Consider the following 19,631-nt stretch of genomic DNA (forward strand, 5'->3'; position numbering starts at 1 on the left):
CTCAGGGCGTGCCCACCCACTCCTCGCCGCCGTCGGAGAAGCGCTGGTGCTTCCAGATGGGTACCTGCTGCTTGAGGGAGTCGATGAGGTCGCGGGACGCCTCGAAGGCCACGTCGCGGTGCGGCGCGGCCGCACCCACCACCACCGCCACGTCCCCGATCCCGAGCGTGCCCACCCGGTGCACCGCAGCGAGGGCGCGCACCGCCGGGTGCCGCGCCGCCACCGCCTCGCAGACCTCGCGGAGGCGGGCCAGGGCCGTCGGGTGGCCCGTGTAGTCCAGGCCGTCCACGCCGCGGCCGTGGTCGTGGTCGCGCACGCGGCCCACGAAGAGGGTCAGGCCGCCGGCGTGCTCGTCGTCGCAGACCTCGACGACCTCGGCGACGTCCAGCGGGACGTCGCGCACGTCGACCAGCCGGACCACCGGCTCCCCCGATCCCACCGGCGCGTCGCCGGGCGTCGCGTCGGGCACGGGCGGCTCGGGGCTGGTCACCGCGCCAGCCTAGGTGGACGTCGCGGGCGGACCCCGGCCGGTCCGGTGCGCGGGCCCCGCGGTGCCGGTCCAGTTCGCGGGGCGCGCGGTGCCTGTCCAGTTCGCGGGGCGCGAACGGGCGTGGCCCACGGCAGCCACCTGGGTACCGTGGAGGCATGAGCGAGCGCCCGGGCGACGACGAGACCCCCAACCCCTTCAAGGGGACGCCCTTCGAGCACCTCTTCGGAGCCGGTTTCGGCGCCGGGGGCGGCCAGGGCTTCGACCTGTCCCAGATGTTCGGCGCCGCCGGCGGCGAGGGCTTCGACCTGTCGCAGGTGCTGGGGCAGATCCAGTCCATGATGCAGCCGTTCGACGGGCCCCTGAACTGGGAGCTGGCGGTCGACACCGCCCGCAAGACGGTCGCGCAGTCGCCGGACCCCTCCCCCGGCTCGCGCCAGCGGGACGCGGTCGCCGACACGCTGCGCCTGGCCGACCACTGGCTCGACTCGGCCACCGACATGCCGTCCGCCATCACCGCCACGGCCGCCTGGAGCCGCGCGGAGTGGGTCGTGGGCACGGCCGACGTGTGGCACACCCTCGTGCTGCCGGTCGCCGAGTCCTCCGTCGGCTCGGTCGGCAACGCCCTGCCCGAGGAGGCCCGCGCCATGTCGGGGCCGTTCATCGGGATGATCGGCAAGGCGATGGGCGCGATGCTCGCCCAGCAGACCGGGTCCGGCCTGGGCACCCTGGCCGGCGAGGTGCTGAGCGCGTCGGACATCGGCATCCCGCTCACCGAGCCGGGCCGCGCCGCCATCGTGGTCGCCAACGTCGAGGCCTTCGCCGAGGGCCTGGACGTCTCCTACGACGACGTCCTCCTCTACGTCGCGCTCCGCGAGGCCGCCCACGAGCGGCTCTTCGCCAACGTGCCGTGGCTGCGCGAGCACGTGCTGGCCGCCGTCACCGACTACGCCCGCGGGATCTCCATCAACACCGCCGCGATCCAGGAGCGGATGGAGGAGCAGATGCGGGGCGCCGACATGTCGGACCCGGCCGCCCTGCAGCGCCTGATGGAGGAGGGCATGTTCGAGCCGCCGCGCTCCCCCGGCCAGGAGGCCGCGCTCGCCCGGCTCGAGACCGCTCTCGCCCTCGTCGAGGGCTGGGTCGACGAGGTCGTCGGCCAGGCCACCGAGGGCCGGATGCCCGCCGCCGCGAAGCTCCGCGAGACGATGCGCCGGCGCCGCGCCAGCGGCGGCCCCGCCGAGGAGACCTTCGCGACCCTCGTCGGCCTCGAGCTGCGTCCCCGACGACTGCGCGACGCCAGCACCCTGTGGGGCTCGCTGCGCACCCGCCAGGGCACCGAGGGCCGCGACGGCGTGTGGACGCACCCCGACCTGCTCCCCACCGCCGCGGACCTGGACGACCCGCTGACCTTCCGCGAGGCGGCCTCGCAGCCCGAGGCGCTCACGGACGCCGAGTTCGACGCCGAGCTGGCCGCGCTGCTCGACGGCGGGCTCAGCGGCTCCGCACCCGAGGACGTGGTGGACGAGGACGGCGACACGGGCGACGACAGCGGCGAGGGCCCGGTCGCGACCCCCTGAACGGGGCCCGCTTCCACGCCTGCTTCGCTGGACCCGTGACCCTGCACGCCGACGCCGTCGCCCGCCTGGACGCCTGGACCGCTCCGACCCCGGAGCAGGCCCGGCTGAGGGACCGCTACCTCGCGCACCTGCGCGCGCACCCCGACGCGTGCCAGCGCGCCTGCCGGCCCGACCACCTGACCGCGAGCACGCTGGTGCTCTCCCCCGCCGGCGGGCACGTCCTGCTGACGCTGCACGCCAAGGCCCAGCAGTGGTTCCAGCTCGGCGGCCACTGCGAGGAGGGGGACGCGACGCTCGCCGCAGCCGCCCTGCGCGAGGCCACGGAGGAGTCGGGACTGGTCGACCTCGAGCTCGACCCGGTGCCCGTGCAGCTCTCCGAGCACGCCGTGCCGTTCTGCGGTGCGCCGACGGCACCCGGTGACCGCCAGGTGCACCACCTGGACGTCCGGTTCCTGGCCGTCGTCCGGGCCGACGCCGACGCCGTCGTGAGCGAGGAGTCCCTCGACGTCCGCTGGTGGCCCTCGGACGCCCTCCCGGACCCGCAGCCCGACATGGTCGAGCTCGTCGACCTGGCACGGGCCCGGCTGCTGGCCTGAGCGACCGGGCGGACAGTGCGTCGCCGGCCCGCCGGGCTCAGACGTCCTGGTCGACGCCCGTGGACGCGGCACCGAGCTCGCCGGCGTCCGCCCAGCCGAGCAGGTAGCCCTTCGCCCGCTCGGTGTGCGGGTAGCCGTTGACCCAGGCCCAGAACTGCTCGTCGTGGTTCGGCTCCAGCAGGTGGGCCAGCTCGTGGACCAGGACGTAGTCCACGACCCACGACGGCATCGGCTGGAGCCGCTCGGAGAGCCGGATCGTCCGGTCCGCCGGCGTGCACGAGCCCCAGCGGCTGGTCTGGTTGGCCACCCAGCGCACGGACGTCGGATCGGCCAGCCCGCCGAGGTAGGTGTCGCTGAGCTGCTGGGCGCGGCTCAGGAGCGCGGAGTCGCTGCGTCGGCTGCGCTCCTCCGCCTCCACGCGGGCCACCATGGTGCCGACCCAGGCGTGCTCCTCCTCCTCGCTCAGCGCGTCGGGCAGCAGGACGACGACCCGGTCCCCCTCGCGGTACGCGGAGACGGTCTGACGGCGGCGCGCGGAGCGCCGCACCTCGACCTCGACGGCGGTGGCGTCCTCGAGCGGGACGTCCTCCTCCGTGGACGGCACGGCGGGCGCCTCGTCGGCGCCGCTGGAGACCCGCCCCGACCGGTCGTGGGCAGCACGAACCCGCTCGCGACCTGCCGCGCGGGTGGGGGGCATGGGGAGGACATTACCCACCGGCCCACGCCAGCAGGCGCTCCTTCGACCACGTGTTGACGATCCTGTCCGGGTCGATGCCCGCTTCCTCGGCCCGTTCGCAGCCGTGGACGAGCAGGTCCAGCTGGCCCGGGGCGTGCGCGTCGGAGTCGATCGAGAACAGGCAGCCGACGTCGCGGGCCAGCTCCAGCAGCCGGGTCGGCGGGTCCCGGCGCTCGGGCCGGGCGTTGATCTCCACCGCCGTCCCGGCCTCCGCGCAGGCCTCGAACACGGCCCGCGCGTCGAACCGGGACTCCGCCCTCGTGCCGCGGCTCCCCGTGACCAACCGGCCGGTGCAGTGCCCGAGGACGTCGACCAGCGGGTGCCGGACGGCGGCCACCATCCGGCGCGTCATCGGCTCGGGGTCCATCGCCAGCTTGGAGTGCACGCTCGCCACGCGCACGTCGAGGCGGGCGAGCAGCTCCTCGGTCTGGTCGAGCGACCCGTCGTCCAGGATGTCCACCTCGATCCCCTTGAGCAGACGGAAGGTCTCCCCCGAGGCGGAGAGGTGGTCGTTGACGGCGTCGACGACGTCCAGCTGCTTGGCCAGCCTCGCCGCCGACAGCCCGTGAGCCACCTTCAGCCGCGGGCTGTGGTCGGTGAGGACCTGGTAGTCGTGGCCGAGCTCGAGCGCGGTGAAGGCCATCTCCTCCAGGGGCGAGCCCCCGTCGGACCAGTCCGAGTGCGAGTGCAGGTCCCCCCGCAGCCGGGCCCGCAGGTCGTGCCCACCGGCGGTCAGCGGCCCGCCGTGCTCGGCCTCCACCCGGGCGAGCCGGGCGGACACCTCTCCGCGGACGGCGGCCTCCACCACCTCGGCCGTGGAGCGCCCGATCCCCGGCAGCTGCGCGAGCGTCCCGTCCTGCACCGCGCGGGCGACCTCGTCGGCGCCCAGCGGGAGCAACGTGGCCGCGGCGCGCCGGAACGCCTTCACCTTGTAGGTGTCCTCCCGCGCACGCTCCAGCAGGAAGGCGATCCGCCGCAGCGCGGCCACGGGCCCCGCGTCCCACGGGTCGCCCGCCCGCGGCGGCGCCCCGGCCGAGCCGTCATCCACGGATACTCCCCCGCCCCTCGTCCACACACGGTGGAAAGACCTCTTCGCAGGTGACGATGCACGAACCGACGGACGTCGACACCGTCGTCACCATGTTCTCCACAGTTTTCCACACCCTTCTCCACACCTTGGGACAACCTCCCCGGGGGTGCCCGGCGGCCGGTTCCAGAGGCCCTGCCCGCTTGATCGCCCCGCCCGCCGGGTTCCCCGCCCACCCGGCCTTGACGCCACGCGGGCGGTGCGCCGCCGTCGCACCGCGGACGGCGTGCCGTAGTGTCATCCGCAGCCCGGCCGCCCAGCGCCGGGCCGCGGCGGGCGCCCCAGCGCTCCCGCAGAGCACCACGTACACCCCACAGACATCAAGGAGGCCGTCATGGCGGAGACCTGGAGCGGCGAGTTCTACTGCGTCAAGTGCAAGGAGAAGCGCGAGGCGACCGGCGAGGTCAAGGTCAACGACAAGGGCACCCGCATGGCCAAGGCCCAGTGCCCGGTCTGCAGCACCAACCTCAACCGCATCCTCGGCAAGGCCTGAGCACCAGACCCTGCTGATCCGGCCGCGCCCTCGGGCGCAGGCCCGGACGCAACGGCGGTGGCTCCCGCGACGCGGGGCCGCCGCCGTGCCATTTTTCCTGTGGACGGAGGCGTCCGCCCCAGCGCGCGGGGAAGGACGGCGGCATGCCGACCCGCCCCACGCCGACCCGTCCCACGCCGTCCGGTTCCGCAGCCCGGGACGCAGCCCGTGAAGCTGTGCCGGGCAGCGTCCCGAGCCTGCGCCTGGCGCCCGGGGCGGGCGTGCTCCGTCGCGACCTCGACCACCTCCAGGTGGGCCGGTGGCCCGGGACGGTGTGCCTCCTGCCGGAGCACCCGGACGTCCGACGTCTCCTGGAGGACCTGCGGCGGGGGCTGCCGGAGGGTGCCCCGCTCACGGCGCGCGAAGCGGGCGCGCTCGCCCGGTTGCGCCGCGCGCGACTGGTCGGGTCCGCGGGCCCGGAGCTGCCGGCGGGACTCCTGGACGCCGATGCCGCCTCGGCGCACCGTCGGCACGGTCGCCGAGCGGCCGCGCGCGTGGAGGTCGTGGTCTGCGACGAGGCTGCCGTGTCCTCGTCCCTGGCGGCCGGCGTCGCCTCGCTGATGGACGCCTCGGGCGTGCACGGCAGGGGCGCGGACGTCGCGGGGGCCGTCGACTCGGGGGCGATCCTCGAGGTCCTGGTGAGCCAGGGCGAGCCCGACCGCGACGCGATCGACCGCCGGGTCGCCGCCGGTGTGCCTCACCTGCCCGTCGCGCTCCTCGCGGGGAGGGTCCGGCTGGGCCCGCTCACCGTGCCGGGGCTGACGGCCTGCCTGCGGTGCGTCGACGCCCACCGCACGGACCTCGACCCACGGCACCCGTTGCTGCTCGCCCAGCCCTGCCCCGCCCCCGCGGTCGAGCCGGTGCTGCTGGCCCTGGCCGCCGGCTGGGCCGCCCACGAAGCACTGGCCCACGTCGACGGCGACCATCCGACGACGTGGTCGACGACCATCGAAGTGGCGCGGACCGCGGCCTCCCAGGAGTGGGGCCGACACCCCCAGTGCCCCTGCACCTGGGGCGGGCGGACGGTCCTCGGTGGGCGAGGCACCGGGAGCGATTGAACCTTCCGCCCCGTCACCACCACTCGGAGTCGAGCTTCGCCTCCAGCGAGCGCAGGTGCTCGCGCGAGCAGTCGGTGCAGTACGAGCGGCGCACGCCCTTCTCCACGGACGTCGCCCAGGTCAGGGCACCAGCGGGGTCGTCCTCGACCACCCCGCAGAAGTCGCAGGTCGCCATGCGTCCAGCGTAGGCGCGTGCCGCCGCCCGGACGCTCGAACGGCCGGCTGATCGAACGGACGGCTGATCGAACGGACGGGCCCGGACGCACGGCGGCCCGGCCGGGGCGAGGCCCGGCCGGGCCGTGGTGCGGTGGTGCAGTGGGTGGTGGTGAGCTGCGGTACGCCCGGGGGCGCCCCGCTCGTCACAGGACCCGTCATTGGGCCCGTCACAGGACCCGTCACAGGACCCGTCACAGGGCCCGCGCGAGCGCGAGGCGGGCGCGCAGCGCGGCCCTCTCCGCCCGGCGGGAGAGGCGCTGGGCGCGGGCGAGGTGGTGACCCCGTCGGCGCTGCAGCGTCTCGGAGAGGCGTGCCTCTCTCTGTGCGCGGGCCAGTTCTTCTGGCATGAGGTGCATGTCGGTGCTCCCGGTGTGGTGTCGCTGGGTGTCGGTGCTCGCCGACTGCGGCGAGCGGGGGGCCGGGGAGTCCCCGGCGTGGTCGCCCTGGAGCGGGCTGGTCAGTGCGCTGGTCTCGGCGGCGCGGGTGCGCTCCTGCGTCACGGTGCTCATGTCTGGTTCTCCTTCGGTGAGGTGCTGCTCTGGTCGGCTGCGGTGCCGGCGGTGTGCGGGCGGAGCGGCCGGGTCAGAGGGCCCGGGAGAGGTCGGCACGGGCGGAGGCGGCGAAGCGCTCGGCCTTGCGGGCGAGGCGTCCGGCGCGTCCGAGGTCGTGGGCGCGGCGCCGGCGGGCGGCGTCGTCCACGCGTGCCGCAATCTGCTGGCGGGCGAGGAAGTCGGCGTTCATGGGTTTCTCCATCAGGGAAGCGGTGGTCGGTTGCTGGTGGTCGGAAGGATCTGGGCGGTGGGTGTCACGGGGACGGGACGGAGGGCGGGTCAGACGGCGCTCTCGCTCTTGCGGGGACGTCCGCGGGGCCGCTTGCGCGGCACCACGACTCCCGACAGGAACAGCTGGCCACCCCACACACCCCACGGCTCGCGGCGCTCCAGGGCGCCGTCCAGGCAGAGCTCGCGCACGGGGCAGCTCAGGCACAGGGCCTTGGCTGCCTCGACGTCGGCGGGCGACTCGGCGAACCAGAGCTCGGGGTTCTCGACCCGGCACGGCATGGCCTCGTCTGCGTCGGTCCCCACGTCGTGGAGCTGGCCGAGGGTCGGCTCGGCCACGCGGTCCAGAACGTAGGCGGTCATGTCTTCGTCTCACCTCCTCTCGGTGACCTGGTCGGGTTGCTGGCGTGCGAGGGACCCGGCGACCGACGTGTCCTCCCGGGGGATCTCCCCCGGAGAAACACGAAGGCCGCGGAGCCCTGTCGGGTTCCGCGGCCTGGAGGCTGCTGCTGAGACGAGGCTCAGACAGGCGGACTCCAGGCTCCGGCACCCTGGGTGCGGGCAAAGATCGGCTTCACGGTGTGCGCGGCGACGGCGGTGCCGTAGGCCTGCGGGGCATCCGCCTGCGCGGCCCAGCCCTGGGCCGGGACGGCCTCGGTGCCACGCACGCCGGTGGTCATGCCCGCGATCGGGGCCAGGCCGGCGAAGGACGCACGGGTGCCACGGACACGGGAGCCACCGCAGTGGACGCCGCCGGACAGGAGGGCGGAGCCGGACACGGAGGCGCGCAGGACGGACTTCTCCGCCGTGCTGCCGATCAGAGTGATCGTCGTGAACATGAGCTCCACCTCCTTCGGTGTCATCGGGCGCGGGCCGTGCCAGGGCCGGGTGCGCGGGGACTACGTGGGCAGCACGTTATCCGCGGCGCTGTGTAAGGGGCAAACTATTTTCTTGCTGATGATGAAAAAACATCTGGTCGAGCCGGGGACCCACCCGTTCGGGCGACCCGACGAGCCCCGCGTGGGTTGCCCAGCCACCGCCGGCGCCGCGGCCCGATGGGTGGCGGTGCGCCAGCAACCGACCCAGCACACCACCAGGTTGCCCAGCCACCGCTCCCCCACCACCCGCCGACCAGCGGTGCGCCAGCAACCGACCCAGCACCCCACCAGGTTGCCCAGCCACCGCTCCCCCACCACCCGCCGACCAGCGGTGCGCCAGCAACCGACCCAGCACCCCACCAGGTTGCTCAGCCACCGCCCTCAGGCGAGCAGCGCGAGGACGTCCTCGCCGTACTTCTCCACCTTCGACCGGCCGATGCCGGCGATGCGCAGCAGCGCCTGCTCGTCGGTGGGGCGCAGCTCGGCCACGAGCTGGAGGGTCGCGTCGGTGAAGACCACGTAGGCCGGCACCTTGTCCGCGTCCGCACGCTCCTTGCGCCACTCGCGCAGCCGCTCGTACAGCGCCTCGTCGTAGGACGCCGGGCAGTCGGAGCAGCGTCCGCGCTTCTTCTCCGCCGGGCCACCCAGGGGCTTGCCGCACTCGCGGCAGGTCATCGCTCGTCCGCTGCGCCGGCGCCCGGCGTCCGGGTCAGGGCGGGCGGACGCGGGCAGCACCGGGTCCAGGAAGCGCGAGGGCTTGCGGCTGGCCCGACCCCCGGGGTTGCGGGACGCCGACCACGAGAGCTCCAGCCGCTCGCGGGCGCGGGTCACGCCGACGTAGAGCAGCCGGCGCTCCTCCTCGACCTGGGCAGGGCTCTCCGCGTAGGTGATGGGGAGCGTGCCGTCCTGGAGGCCGACGCAGAACACGACGTCCCACTCCAGGCCCTTGGCCGCGTGGAAGGTCGAGAGCGTGACGCCGTCGGCCACGGGCGCGTACTGCTCGGCCGCACGCCGGTCGAGGTCGTCGACGAGGGCGCCCAGCGGGTCCTCCACGCCGTCCGCGGCCGCGGCGGCGAGGAACTCCTCCGCCTGGTCGGCCAGGGCCTGCCAGGACTCCCAGCGGTCCCGGGTCTGGCCGCGCGAGGTGGGCGCCTGCGTCGTCCAGCCCATCGCGGACAGGGTGGCGTGGACGACGTCCAGCGGCTCGTCGTCGCCCTGCTGGGAGCGGGCGGCGCCGCGGATGCGGGTGACGGCCTCGCGAACCTCGGGGCGGTCGAAGAAGCGTCCGGCGCCACGCACCACGTAGGGCAGGGCGCGGGCCGCGAGCGCCTCCTCGAACTTCTCCGACTGGGCGTTGATCCGGAACAGCACCGCGACCTCCCCCAGCGAGCGCCCCTCCTGCTTCAGCGCGAGGACGCGTGCGGCGACCTCCTCGGCCTCGGCGACCTCGTCGGAGGAGGGCCGGAAGGCCACGGCGGGACCGCCCTCGCGCTGGGCCCGGAGGGACACGCCCTGGCTGGGGCTGCCGGCGAGGAGGTCGTTGGCCAGCCCGACCACCTGCGGGGTCGAGCGGTAGCTGCGCACCAGCTCGACCGAGGTCGTCCCGGGGTACTTGCGGGGGAAGTCCCGCAGGTAGTCCGCGTCGGCGCCGGCGAAGGAGTAGATGGTCTGCGCCGGGTCGCCGACCACGCACAGCTCGTCGCGCCCGCCGAGCCAGAGGTCGAGCAGGGCGGACTGGAGCGGCGAGACGTCCTGGAACTCGTCGACGACGAACCACTTGTACTGGCGCCGGACCTGGGCGGCCACCCGCTCCTCGTCGGCCAGGAGGCCGGCGGTGAGGAGCAGCGCGTCCTCCATGTCCATCCGACCCTCGGCGCGCTTGACCTCCTCGTACACGCCGAGGACCCGGGCCACCGTCTCGGCCTCGAGGCCGTTGACCGAGCGTCCGCGCGCCGCGGCGAGCCGCGGGTAGGACTCGGGCTCGACGTTGCTGACCTTGGCCCACTCGATCTCGCCGGCGAGGTCGCGCAGCGTCGCCTGGTCCAGCCGCAGCCGCAGTCGTCGGGCGGCCCCGGCGAGCAGCCCGATCTTGGACTCGGTGAGCTCGGGCAGGCCGGTCCCGTGGACGTGCGGCCAGAAGTAGCGCAGCTGCCGCAGCGCCGCCGAGTGGAAGGTGCGGGCCTGGACGCCGCCGGCGCCTAGCGTCCGCAACCGCTGACGCATCTCCCCCGCCGCGCGGGTGGTGAACGTGACCGCCAGGACCTCCGTGGGCACGTAGAGCCCCGTGGCCACGCCGTAGGCGATCCGGTGGGTGATCGCCCGGGTCTTGCCGGTGCCCGCGCCGGCCAGCACCCGGACCGGCCCGCGCAGCGTCTCGGCCACCTGCCGCTGCTCGGGGTCGAGCGCGTCGAGCAGGGCTTCCGGACCGGAGCGCGCGCCGGCTCCGGCGCCGGGGGTGGGGCGGGTGGACATCAGCGGGAACAACTCCGGGTGGTCGACGGTTCAAGCAGCGACCCACACCCTAGATCCCGGAGGGGACAGCGCTGATGACCGCCGGCTTCACGATGTACACGACCCCGTGGTGCGGCTACTGCCACCGCCTCAAGAGCCAGCTCGACCGCGAGGGCATCGCCTACGACGTGGTCGACATCGAGCAGGTCCCCGAGGCCGCCGACCTCGTGGAGAAGCACAACGGCGGCAACCAGACCGTGCCGACCCTCGTGTTCGCCGACGGGTCCGCGGTGACGAACCCGTCCCTCGCGCAGGTCAAGGAGAAGCTGGCCGCGCTGGCCTGATCTCCGGCCAGATCCTTGGCCTGACCCACCCGAGCCCCCGTCCGGCCCGGCCCCTGCTCCCCGGGGGCCGGGCCGTCGTGCGTCCGGGGGCGCACGTCACCAGGAGCCGGGGAGCGCCCCGCCGTACCAGTCCTCGATGAGCGAGCGGCTGATGGAGACGCCGCGGGGCAGGACGATCGTGCCCAGTGCCGCGTGCTCGGCGAGCTCGGCGCGGGTGAACCAGCGCGCGTCCACGAGCTCGTCGTCCAGGAGGGCGATGTCCGTGGTCACCGCGCGGGCCCTGAAGCCGAGCATGAGGCTCTGCGGCAGCGGCCAGGGCTGGTTGCCGAAGTAGGCCACCTCCCCCACGCGGACGCCGGCCTCCTCGTGCACCTCGCGCCGCACCGCGTCCTCCAGCGGCTCGCCGGGCTCGCAGAAGCCGGCCAGGGTCGAGTAGCGGCCCTCGGGCCACACCCGCTGGCGACCCAGCAGGCAGCGCTCGTCCTCTGCGCCGGGCTCGCCGTGGGCCACGAGCATGATCACCGCGGGGTCGAGCCGGGGGAACTGCGGGTGGTCGTTCGCCTCGCACCGCAGCTCGTGGCCCGCCCGACGCATCAGCAGCGGCGACCCGCAGCGCGGGCAGAAGCGGGCGGCCCGCCGCCACTCGGCGACCGCGACCGCGTGCAGCAGCACCGGCGTGGGGACGGGCTCGGCGACGTCGGCCGCCCCGCCGGCCGCCCCGTCATCCACCACGCCAACCGTCCCGTCAGCCGCCCCCGACACGACGTCGGAGAGCAGGTCGCGCAGGCTGCGCCAGTCGGCGTCCTGCTGCCCCTCGGTGTCGGTCGCGGTGAGCACCGCGAACCAGGTCCGACCGGCCGCCTGACCGAGCAGCACGCGCTCGCCCTCGGGCGCGGCCGCGGACGTCGTCCAGCGGACGCCGCCCTCGGGACGCCGGTCGAGGCGCGCGCCCGCGAGGACGATCACCCCGGTCGAGGGGTCGTCCCAGCGGTCGTCCAACCAGGCCTGGTCGTCGCGGTGCTCGGCGAGCCGGTCGTGGGCGCCGGCGGACAGCTGCTCGTGGGGGTGCGTCACGACTCTCGACGCTACCGGCCGGCCACAGGTGTCGGAACACCGCAGGGTGGTCGGCGGTTGTGCCGGGCGTGAGCAGCACGGACGGGTCGGCACCCCCTCCCGGGACGCCGCTGTCCGAGGCGGGTCGGACCTGGGACGCCGTCGTCGTCGGCGCGGGCCAGGCCGGGCTGGCCGCGTCCTACCACCTGCTTCGGCTCGGGGTCGAGCACGTCGTCCTCGACGCCGACGCCGCCCCCGGCGGTGCGTGGCGGCACCGATGGGACTCCCTGAGCATGGCCGACGTCCACGGCGTCGCCGACCTCCCCGACGACCACGCGCCCGAGCCAGACCCGACCGCGCGCGCCAACACGCTGGTGCCCGCCCGGTTCGCCGACTACGAGCGCCGCCACGACCTGCCCGTGGTGCGGCCCGTGCGGGTCGTGCGCGTCGAGGAGGAGCAGGACGCCGAGCGGGCCGGGCTGTTCCGGGTCACCGACGACGCCGGCGGATCGTGGTGGGGCCGGACGCTGGTGAACGCCACCGGCACCTGGACCCGACCGTTCGTGCCGCACTACCCCGGCGCCCGCGACTTCCGCGGCCTGCAGGTGCACACCCACGACTACCCGGGCGCCGAGGCCTTCCGCGGCCTGCGGACCGTCGTCGTGGGTGCCGGCGCGAGCGCGGTGCAGCTGCTCGGCGAGCTCGCGCTCGTGACGGACACGCTGTGGGTGACCCGCCGACCGCCGGTCTGGCGCACCGACGACTTCACCCCGGAGGCCGGCCGCGAGGCGGTGGCCCTGGTGGAGGAGCGGGTCCGCGCCGGGCTGCCGCCCGCCAGCGTGGTGAGCGTGACCGGGCTGGTGCTGCGTCCCCAGGAACGGGCCGCGGAGGCGCTCGGGGCGTACGCCGACCCCAGGCCGGTCTTCACGCGCCTGGAGCCGGACGGGGTGCGCTTCGCGGACGGGACCTTCGAGCCCGCGCAGGCGGTGCTGTGGGCAACCGGCTTCCGCCCCGCCGTCGCGCACCTGGCGCCCCTCCACCTCCGCTCGGCGGCGGGCGGCATCCAGCTCGACCGGCTCGGCACGACCGCGGTGGCGGACCCCCGCGTGCAGCTCGTGGGCTACGGGCCGTCGGCCAGCACCGTCGGGGCCAGCCGGGCGGGGCGCGCGGCCGCGCTGGGCGTCCGGCGGGCGCTGCTCGCGGGTCAGGAGGCGGGTCAGGAGCCGGGTCAAGAGCCCAGCAGCAGCCCCAGCTCCTCCCGGTCCGGCAGCCCGTCCGGCTCCACCAGCGTCCCGCTGCGCACGTAGAAGAACGCGCACCGCACGTCCGCGGGGTCGAGCCCCTCGAGCTCTGCCCAGGCGAGCCGGTACAGCGCGAGCTGGAGCGGGTCGGAGTCCGTCCGCCGGCCCGTCTTCCAGTCCACGACCAGGAAGGTGCCGTCGGGGTCGCGGTAGACGGCGTCGATCCGACCGCGCACCACCTGGTGCTCCAGGACGAGCGCGAACGGGGCCTCGACCCGGTACGGCACCCGGCTGCCGAACGGGCCCTCCTCGAACGCGGCGGTGAGCTCCGCCAGGTCGGCGTCGCTCTCGATCCCGGCGTCGCCCTGCCCCGGCAGGTCCTCGTCGTCGAACAGCCCCTGCTGGCCGAAGCGGGCCTCGACCCAGGCGTGGAAGCGGGTGCCGAACCGTGCGGCGGGGGCCGGCGGCCTCGGCATCGGACGGGCGAGCTCCCGGGCGAACGCGCCGGGGTCGTCGCGCAGCCGGGCCAGGGACGTGGCCGACAGGCTGGAGGGGCGCGGCACCTCCACGACGCCGGACCGGTCGCGTCGGGCCTCGGCGAGCAGCCGGTCCAGCTCTTCGTCCCACTCCGCCACCCGGGCCGCCTCGAGCATGTCCAGCCCCTCGTCGGGCTCGCCGGGGACGGCCTCGAGGACCCGCCTGGCCGCCTCCCTGCGCAGGAGGCTCTCGCGCCCCGCCTCGGTCGCCGGCCAGGGCCGGGACGGGTCGACGGCGGCGTACGGGTTCGGGTCGTCCTTCGCCGGCTTGTCCCGCCACGCGGGCTCCTGGCCCCAGGAGCGCAGGACGTCCCGGATCGTCTCCTGGTAGGACGACGGACCGAACGGCGTCTTGCGCTCGGTCCAGCAGTAGGAGGTCACCGACAGCAGGTGCGCCGCGCGGGTGAGGGCCACGTAGCCCAGCCGCAGCTCCTCCTCGGCGTCGTGGGCCCGGGTGGCGGCCCGGTAGGCCTCCAGGGCCGGCCGGTCCCACCCGGCCAGCTGCGGCAGGTCGGCGGCGTCGCCGCGCAGCGCGGCGGGGAGCACCGACGGCGAGGACGTCCACAGCGTGCGGGAGCGGTTCGTGGGGAACCGGGTGTCGCAGACGCCGACCAGGAAGACGGCGTCCCACTCCAGCCCCTTCGAGCGGTGGACCGTGAGCAGCTTGACCGAGTCGGCCTCGGTCGGCGTCGCGACGTCCAGGCCGTTGCCCTGGTCGTCCTCGGCCGTCAGGTAGGCCAGGAGCGCGGGGAGCGTGACGGCCCCGTCGACCGCCTGGAAGTCCGCGACCGCCTTGACGAAGAGGTCAAGGTTGTCGCGTCGTGCCTCGGCCGCCGGGCTGACCGCCGAGGCCAGCTCCACGTCGGCCCCGGTCTGGTCGATGATCCGCCGGACGACGTCGAGCAGCGGCTCCCCCACCAGCGTGCGCAGGTAGCGCAGCTCGCCGGCGAGGAGCGCGAACCGCTCGCGCGCCTCGGGCGAGTAGTCGAGGTCGCCGGGGTCGGCCAGGGCGTCGTCGAGGCTGGGCACCTCGGCCGGGTCGACCCCGTCGGCGATCGCCACGAGCGCGTCCCGCACGTCCGCGTGCGCCACCCGCTGCTGGGTGCCCGCGATCTGCTGGGCCCGCTGGAAGAGGAGCCGCAGGTCGCGCGGGCCGACCGCCCAGCGCACCCCGGAGAGCAGGGTGACGAGGGCGTCGTTGGCCGTCACGTCGTCGAGCAGGTGCAGGACGGCGACCACCTCGGCGACCTCCGGCAGCCGGAGCAGGCCGGAGAGACCGACGATCTCGACCGGCACGCCCGCGCCGGTGAGCGCGTCGAACACGTCGGCGGCGTGCGCGTTGTCGCGCACCAGCACCCCGACGCCGGACCAGCCGGTGCCCGCCTCGTGCGCGGCCAGGACGTCCGCGACCAGCGCCGTCAGCTCGTCGGCGTGCGTCTCGTGGACCGCCACCCGCACCTCACCCCGCTTGGCGCCCTCGGGTGCCCGCAGCGGCTGCACGTCGGCGTAGGCCTCCAGCAGCGGGCCGGCCAGCGTGTTGGCCACCTCGAGGATGCCGGCGTCGGAGCGGCGGTTGACCGTGAGGTGGTACAGCCCGACGTCCTCACCGGACCGGGCCGGGAAGCTCTCGGCGAACCCGAGGATGTTGGAGACCGAGGCGCCCCGCCAGCCGTAGATCGCCTGGTTGGGGTCGCCGACGGCGGTGACGGCGTGGCCGCGGCCGCGCGCGTCGTCCGGGCCGGAGAAGAGCCGTGCGAGGAAGAGCGCCTGCGCGACGGAGGTGTCCTGGTACTCGTCGAGCAGGACGACGCGGAAGGCCTCCCGCTGGGCCTCGCCCACGGCCGGCTGCTGGTCGGCGAGCCGGGCCGCCAGCTCGATCTGGTCGGAGAAGTCCATCAGCCCCAGCTCGCGCTTGAGCCGCCGGTAGGCGCCGACCAGGCCGAGGAGCTCACGGCGCCGGTCGAGGACGTCGAGGCAGTCGGCCGGCGACTTCACGTACGTCTTCCGGTTCTTGCCCGCCTGCTCCTCGGCCACCGCGGCGGTGAACCCCGCCCGCGCCCGCTCGTCCTCGGCCAGCACCTCGTCGGGGCCGACGAGGTGCTCGCTCATCGCGCCGTCCAGAGCGAGCAGGCCCTGGATGACCGTCGGGGGGTGGTCGGAGAGCCGCGACACCTCGCCGGTCCACCCCGCGACCGCGCGGGCGCCCAGCTGGTAGCGCGCCGCGTCGGTGATCACCCGGGTGTCGGGCTCGTGGCCGATCCGCAGCCCGTGCTCGGTGAGCAGGTTGGCCGCGTAGGCGTGGTAGGTCAGCACCGTCGGTTCGAGGACCTCCTCGGCGTCCTCGCCCACGGCGCGGGGCGCGTCCTCGAGGAGCCCCGCCTCGGTCAGCGCGGTGCGCACGCGCTGCCGCAGCTCGCTGGCCGCCTTCGTGGTGAAGGTGAGACCGAGGACCTGCTCTGGCCGCACCTGCCCGGTCGCCACGAGGTAGACGACGCGGGCCGCCATGAGCGTGGTCTTGCCGGAGCCGGCGCCCGCGATGACGACCGCGGGCTCGAGCGGCGCGGAGATGGCGGCCCACTGCTCGGGGCTGGGCGCGAACTTCGTCCCCATGAGGCGTTGCAGGTCCTCGGGGGTCTCGATCCGCAGCCCGACGCGCGGCGCCGGCGGCGGCGCCTGCTCGCCCAGGTCGAAGAGCACGTCGTCGCTCACTGGGCGATCACCGCCCCGGCGGACTTGAGGGGGCACAGCGGGACGAAGGGGCAGTCCCGGCACTGGGCGCCGGCGAGCGCGGGGAACGACTCCTGCCGCAGCATCACGGCGGCTCGGCGGATGCGCGCCCCCAGCTCGGCGCGGAAGGGCCCCTCGGGATCGGGCGCCGGTTGGGCCTGGACGACGGCCGTGTCGGCGTCCTCGAGGCCGAGCTGCACCAGCTCGGCACCGCCGGCGCGCGCCGGGCGCTGCCCGACCAGCTCGTCCACGGCACCGCGGTCCACGGCCAGCTGGTAGACGCCGAGCTGGAGGTGCTGCTCGACGGCGGGGCCGGTCGGCTTGGAGCGTCCCGTCTTGAGGTCGACCACGACCACGCGTCCCTCCTCGTCCAGCTCCACCCGGTCGGCGTAGCCGTGCAGGCGGACGCGCTCGCCGTCCTCCAGGTCGAGCTCGGCGGTGAAGCCTGCCTCGGTCTCGACGAGCCGACGGCGGTTGCCGTGGTGCCAGGCCAGGAACTTGGCGCAGGCCGCCCGGATGCGACGGTGCTCGCGCTGCCCCGACCAGGGAGTGCGGAACTCCAGCCGTCCCCACACCTCGTCGACGTGGGCCATGAGCACGTCCACGTCGTCCGGCCCGGCCTGGATCTCCCCCGTGGAGACCTTCTCCGCCAGGGCGTGGACGATCTGGCCGAGGTTGGCGGACTGGTGGGCGTGGACGACGCCACCGGCCTCGCGGGCGAGGAACCACTGCATCGGGCAGACCCCCAGCGCCTCGAGCACGGAGGCCGACAGCGGGACCGGCTGGTCGGCGGGCCGCACCGGCTCGGGCGCCCGGCTCGGGGCGCGGGTGCCCCACCACGACGAGGGGTGCGCCTGGGGGACGAGGCGCCGCGTCGCGGCTGCGCCCTCGTCGTCGCCGGTCGGGACGGCGTGCAGCTCCCCGGCCAGGCGCGCCAGCCGCCGGGCGGCCGCCCGGCGCAGGGGCTCGGGCTCGGCGGGGTCCGCCACCGTGCGGCGCAGCTCGGCGACCAGGCCGTCCATGGACAGCGGTCGGGACGGGCGACCGACGACGTGCGTCACGCCGACGCCCAGCTCGTCGAGGAACCGGGACGGCTGCTCCCCCTCGTCCTCGGGGCTGGCGACGGCGGTGACGAGCAGCCGGCTCCGGGCCCGGGTGCACGCGACGTAGAAGAGCCGCCGCTCCTCGGCCAGGAGCTCGCGCGGGGAGGTCGGGGGCACCAGCTCGCCCTCGCCGATCCGGTCGGCCTGCAGCAGCGTGGAGCGGCGGCGCAGGTCGGGCCACCCCTCGGACTGGACGTGCGCGACGACCACGAGATCCCACTCCAGGCCCTTCGAGCGGTGCGCGGTGAGCAGCCGGACGGCGGCACCACGGGTGCCGCGCTCCGCGAGCGTGTCGCCGGGGATCTGCTGGGCCACCAGGGTGGCCAGGAACGGGGCCACGCCGAGGTGGTCGCGCTGCTCCTCCACCCGGGCGGCGACCTCGAACAGCGCGCACACGGAGTCGAGGTCACGGTGTGCGCGGCGCGCCGCCGCCCCGCCGGCCTCGACCGAGCGGCGCAGGCGGGCGGGCCAGGCGGTGCCGGACCACAGCTGCCAGAGCAGCTCCTCGGCGCCCGCGCCGTCCTCGAGGCCGGCCCGGGCGGCGGCGAGCAGGCGCGTCACCGCCAGGGCGCGGGCGAGCTCGGGGGCCTCCCCCGCGGGCGGCACGACCCCCAGGTGGCGCTCGGCGAAGCCGGCGTCCACCACCAGCTCGCGGACCAGGTCGCGCGAGGGCCGCGGCGTCCGCTCCTCCTCGTGGGCGAGCTCCTTCTCCCGGGCCCGCAGCCGGCGGGCGAGCCGGCGGACCTCCCCGGCGTCCAGGCCGCCGAGGGGGCCGGTGAGCAGCGCCTCGGCGCGCGCGGGCCCGACGTGGTCCAGGTCCTCGGGCTCCCCCGGGGGCGCGGCCGGCACGTCGAGGTGGACGACCGCGCGGAGCGCGTCGAGCAGCGGCAGCACGGCGGGGTCGCGCACCAGCGGCACCTCGTCGCTGCCGACCTCGACGGGCACGCCCGCGGCCGCGAGCGCCCGCCGCAGCGGGGGGATCGTCGAGCGGCCCGAGCGGACGAGCACGGCCATGTCGTCCCAGCCGACCCCGTGCTCGAGGTGGGCCCGGCGTAGCTGGTCGGCCAGGTGCTCGGCCTCCGCCCGCTCGGTGTCGAAGGTCCGCACCTCCACCCGCCCCTCCGAGCGGGCGCCACCCTCGGCGGCGGTGAGGGCACGCGGCGCCAGGAAGGCCTCCCGGGCACGCTCGTCGATGGTGCCGGGCAGCCCCAGCCTCCCGGCCACGCGCTGCGAGGCGGTGAGCAGCCGAGGCCCGAACCGCCGCGTCGTGCGCAGCGCCACCACGTCCGCCGGGGAGCCGTCGCGCTGGGGGAAGGCCGTGGGGAACTCGAGGATGCCGCGCACCTCGGCACCACGGAACGCGTAGATCGACTGGTGCGGGTCCCCCACGACCACCAGGTCGCGGCCGTCGCCGGCCAGCGCGCGGAGCAGGGCGACCTGCCCGGGGTCGGTGTCCTGGTACTCGTCCACGAAGACGTGCCGCAGGCGTGCCCGGAGCAGCTCCCGGTTCGCCTCGGCCTCCAGCGTGGCCCGGCGGATGAGGTCCGGGTAGTCGGTGGCGCCCTGGGCGTCCAGGATCGTGAGGTACTGGTCCAGGAAGAGTCCCGCCGCCACCAGCTCGGGCTGCCCCTCCCGCCGCCCGAGCGCCGCGAGCTCCGCCCCCTCCAGACCCTTCTCGCGCGCCCGGGAGAGCACGGCGTGCACCTCCTTGGCGAACCCCCGCGTGCCGAGGGCCCGCTCGAGCGGGCCGGGCCAGCTGACCGACTCGGGGGCGTCGGTGAGGAGCTCGCGCAGCACGACGTCGGACTCCGGCGCCGAGAGCAGCCGCAGGGGCGCCTCGTACAGGTCGCTCGGGGAGAGCTCGCGGATGAGCCCGTAGGCGAACGAGTGGAACGTCATCGACAGCGGCGTGGCCATGGTCCGCCCGAGGCGCGCGGTCACCCGGTCGCGCAGCTGCTCGGCCGCCTTGCGGGAGAAGGTCAGTGCCAGCACCTGTTCGGGGCGGGCGCCGTCCTCGATCCGGCGGGCGATGGCCTCCACGAGGGTCGTCGTCTTGCCCGTGCCGGGGCCGGCGAGGACGAGCAGCGGACCGCCCGGGTGGTCCACCACGCGCTGCTGGTCGGCGTCCAGCGTCGGCGGCGCGCCGGGGGCGCTGGGACGCGCGAGGCGGTAGACGGTGCCCGAGGTGGTCATGCGCGTATTCGACCACCGGCCACCGACAGGCCCT

The 19,631-nt window shown here is 75.5% G+C and carries 18 protein-coding genes; 6 read left to right on the forward strand and 12 right to left on the reverse strand.

Annotation, left to right across the window (positions count from 1 at the left end; translation table 11 throughout):
* Position 1: 1 nt before the first annotated feature.
* Entirely contained in the window at positions 2–490 is a 489-nt protein-coding gene (locus E8D37_RS05070) for a molybdenum cofactor biosynthesis protein MoaE (protein ID WP_346763580.1), read from the reverse strand.
* 155 nt (positions 491–645) lie between these two features.
* On the opposite strand from E8D37_RS05070, the gene E8D37_RS05075 reads away from it, so the two are divergent.
* Entirely contained in the window at positions 646–2,067 is a 1,422-nt protein-coding gene (locus E8D37_RS05075) for a zinc-dependent metalloprotease (protein ID WP_136568681.1), read from the forward strand.
* 35 nt (positions 2,068–2,102) lie between these two features.
* Positions 2,103–2,663, forward strand: a complete 561-nt coding sequence (locus E8D37_RS05080) for an NUDIX hydrolase (protein WP_136568682.1) — start codon at positions 2,103–2,105, stop codon at positions 2,661–2,663.
* A 37-nt stretch (positions 2,664–2,700) separates the two neighbouring features.
* Here the strand turns inward: E8D37_RS05080 and E8D37_RS05085 are convergent, their stop codons facing one another.
* Complete coding sequence (locus tag E8D37_RS05085) at positions 2,701–3,360, reverse strand: M48 family metallopeptidase (RefSeq protein WP_136568683.1); 660 nt, start codon at positions 3,358–3,360, stop codon at positions 2,701–2,703.
* A gap of 10 nt (positions 3,361–3,370) precedes the next feature.
* Positions 3,371–4,447 (reverse strand): PHP domain-containing protein, encoded by a 1,077-nt coding sequence (locus E8D37_RS05090; protein WP_136568684.1) that lies wholly within the window; start codon positions 4,445–4,447, stop codon positions 3,371–3,373.
* A 373-nt stretch (positions 4,448–4,820) separates the two neighbouring features.
* Between E8D37_RS05090 and E8D37_RS19715 the strand changes: the two genes are divergently transcribed.
* Together E8D37_RS19715 and E8D37_RS05095 are read left to right on the forward strand one after the other, a co-directional pair.
* Positions 4,821–4,979, forward strand: coding sequence for a DUF5679 domain-containing protein (locus E8D37_RS19715; protein ID WP_168929624.1), 159 nt, complete (start codon positions 4,821–4,823; stop codon positions 4,977–4,979).
* A 143-nt stretch (positions 4,980–5,122) separates the two neighbouring features.
* On the forward strand, positions 5,123–6,076 hold the full coding sequence (locus E8D37_RS05095) for a hypothetical protein (protein ID WP_136568685.1): 954 nt from the start codon (positions 5,123–5,125) through the stop codon (positions 6,074–6,076).
* Between the two features lie 13 nt (positions 6,077–6,089).
* On the opposite strand, the gene E8D37_RS19720 is transcribed toward E8D37_RS05095, so the two are convergent.
* The 6 genes from E8D37_RS19720 to E8D37_RS05115 form a co-directional block, all read right to left on the reverse strand.
* Positions 6,090–6,251 carry a hypothetical protein gene (locus tag E8D37_RS19720; protein WP_168929625.1) on the reverse strand — a complete coding sequence of 54 codons (162 nt, stop codon included), beginning with the start codon at positions 6,249–6,251 and terminating at the stop codon, positions 6,090–6,092.
* Positions 6,252–6,483: 232 nt separating this feature from the next.
* A complete protein-coding gene (locus E8D37_RS05100; protein ID WP_136568686.1) occupies positions 6,484–6,801 on the reverse strand; it encodes a hypothetical protein in 318 nt (105 codons plus the stop codon).
* A 73-nt stretch (positions 6,802–6,874) separates the two neighbouring features.
* Complete coding sequence (locus E8D37_RS19725) at positions 6,875–7,033, reverse strand: hypothetical protein (RefSeq protein WP_168929604.1); 159 nt, start codon at positions 7,031–7,033, stop codon at positions 6,875–6,877.
* A gap of 89 nt (positions 7,034–7,122) precedes the next feature.
* Positions 7,123–7,353, reverse strand: a complete 231-nt coding sequence (locus tag E8D37_RS05105) for a WhiB family transcriptional regulator (protein ID WP_240770243.1) — start codon at positions 7,351–7,353, stop codon at positions 7,123–7,125.
* A gap of 239 nt (positions 7,354–7,592) precedes the next feature.
* Positions 7,593–7,910, reverse strand: coding sequence for a hypothetical protein (locus E8D37_RS05110; protein ID WP_136568688.1), 318 nt, complete (start codon positions 7,908–7,910; stop codon positions 7,593–7,595).
* 420 nt (positions 7,911–8,330) lie between these two features.
* Positions 8,331–10,421: an ATP-dependent DNA helicase UvrD2 gene (locus tag E8D37_RS05115; protein WP_136568689.1), complete on the reverse strand. Its 2,091-nt coding sequence runs from the start codon at positions 10,419–10,421 to the stop codon at positions 8,331–8,333.
* Positions 10,422–10,495: 74 nt separating this feature from the next.
* Here E8D37_RS05115 and E8D37_RS05120 point away from each other — a divergent pair, with 74 nt between their 5' ends.
* Positions 10,496–10,744, forward strand: a complete 249-nt coding sequence (locus E8D37_RS05120) for a mycoredoxin (RefSeq protein WP_136568690.1) — start codon at positions 10,496–10,498, stop codon at positions 10,742–10,744.
* A 96-nt stretch (positions 10,745–10,840) separates the two neighbouring features.
* On the opposite strand, the gene nudC is transcribed toward E8D37_RS05120, so the two are convergent.
* Positions 10,841–11,818 carry an NAD(+) diphosphatase gene (gene nudC / locus E8D37_RS05125; RefSeq protein ID WP_136568691.1) on the reverse strand — a complete coding sequence of 326 codons (978 nt, stop codon included), beginning with the start codon at positions 11,816–11,818 and terminating at the stop codon, positions 10,841–10,843.
* A gap of 68 nt (positions 11,819–11,886) precedes the next feature.
* Here nudC and E8D37_RS05130 point away from each other — a divergent pair, with 68 nt between their 5' ends.
* Complete coding sequence (locus tag E8D37_RS05130; protein WP_346763581.1) at positions 11,887–13,104, forward strand: NAD(P)-binding domain-containing protein; 1,218 nt, start codon at positions 11,887–11,889, stop codon at positions 13,102–13,104.
* Here the strand turns inward: E8D37_RS05130 and E8D37_RS05135 are convergent.
* Both E8D37_RS05135 and E8D37_RS05140 read right to left on the reverse strand, forming a co-directional pair.
* Entirely contained in the window at positions 13,026–16,283 is a 3,258-nt protein-coding gene (locus tag E8D37_RS05135) for an ATP-dependent DNA helicase (protein ID WP_240770197.1), read from the reverse strand. The two genes, E8D37_RS05130 and E8D37_RS05135, sit on opposite strands and share 79 nt — an antisense overlap.
* Entirely contained in the window at positions 16,280–19,597 is a 3,318-nt protein-coding gene (locus E8D37_RS05140) for an ATP-dependent DNA helicase (protein WP_136568692.1), read from the reverse strand. The genes E8D37_RS05135 and E8D37_RS05140 overlap by 4 nt, the downstream gene beginning before the upstream one ends.
* Positions 19,598–19,631: the final 34 nt, after the last annotated feature.

The organism is Nocardioides sp. GY 10127, assembly GCF_004919085.1.
Classification (GTDB): domain Bacteria; phylum Actinomycetota; class Actinomycetes; order Propionibacteriales; family Nocardioidaceae; genus Nocardioides.

Bases quoted from the DNA above. Each gene is read 5' to 3' on its own strand.
- E8D37_RS05075 (WP_136568681.1), top strand. From the start codon at position 646: ATGAGCGAGCGCCCGGGCGACGACGAGACCCCCAACCCCTTCAAGGGG.
- E8D37_RS05085 (WP_136568683.1), bottom strand. From the start codon at position 3,360: ATGCCCCCCACCCGCGCGGCAGGTCGCGAGCGGGTTCGTGCTGCCCAC.
- E8D37_RS19715 (WP_168929624.1), top strand. From the start codon at position 4,821: ATGGCGGAGACCTGGAGCGGCGAGTTCTACTGCGTCAAGTGCAAGGAG.
- E8D37_RS05095 (WP_136568685.1), top strand. From the start codon at position 5,123: ATGCCGACCCGCCCCACGCCGACCCGTCCCACGCCGTCCGGTTCCGCA.
- E8D37_RS19720 (WP_168929625.1), bottom strand. From the start codon at position 6,251: ATGGCGACCTGCGACTTCTGCGGGGTGGTCGAGGACGACCCCGCTGGT.
- E8D37_RS05100 (WP_136568686.1), bottom strand. From the start codon at position 6,801: ATGAGCACCGTGACGCAGGAGCGCACCCGCGCCGCCGAGACCAGCGCA.
- E8D37_RS19725 (WP_168929604.1), bottom strand. From the start codon at position 7,033: ATGAACGCCGACTTCCTCGCCCGCCAGCAGATTGCGGCACGCGTGGAC.
- E8D37_RS05105 (WP_240770243.1), bottom strand. From the start codon at position 7,353: ATGCCGTGCCGGGTCGAGAACCCCGAGCTCTGGTTCGCCGAGTCGCCC.
- E8D37_RS05110 (WP_136568688.1), bottom strand. From the start codon at position 7,910: ATGTTCACGACGATCACTCTGATCGGCAGCACGGCGGAGAAGTCCGTC.
- E8D37_RS05115 (WP_136568689.1), bottom strand. From the start codon at position 10,421: ATGTCCACCCGCCCCACCCCCGGCGCCGGAGCCGGCGCGCGCTCCGGT.
- E8D37_RS05120 (WP_136568690.1), top strand. From the start codon at position 10,496: ATGACCGCCGGCTTCACGATGTACACGACCCCGTGGTGCGGCTACTGC.
- E8D37_RS05140 (WP_136568692.1), bottom strand. From the start codon at position 19,597: ATGACCACCTCGGGCACCGTCTACCGCCTCGCGCGTCCCAGCGCCCCC.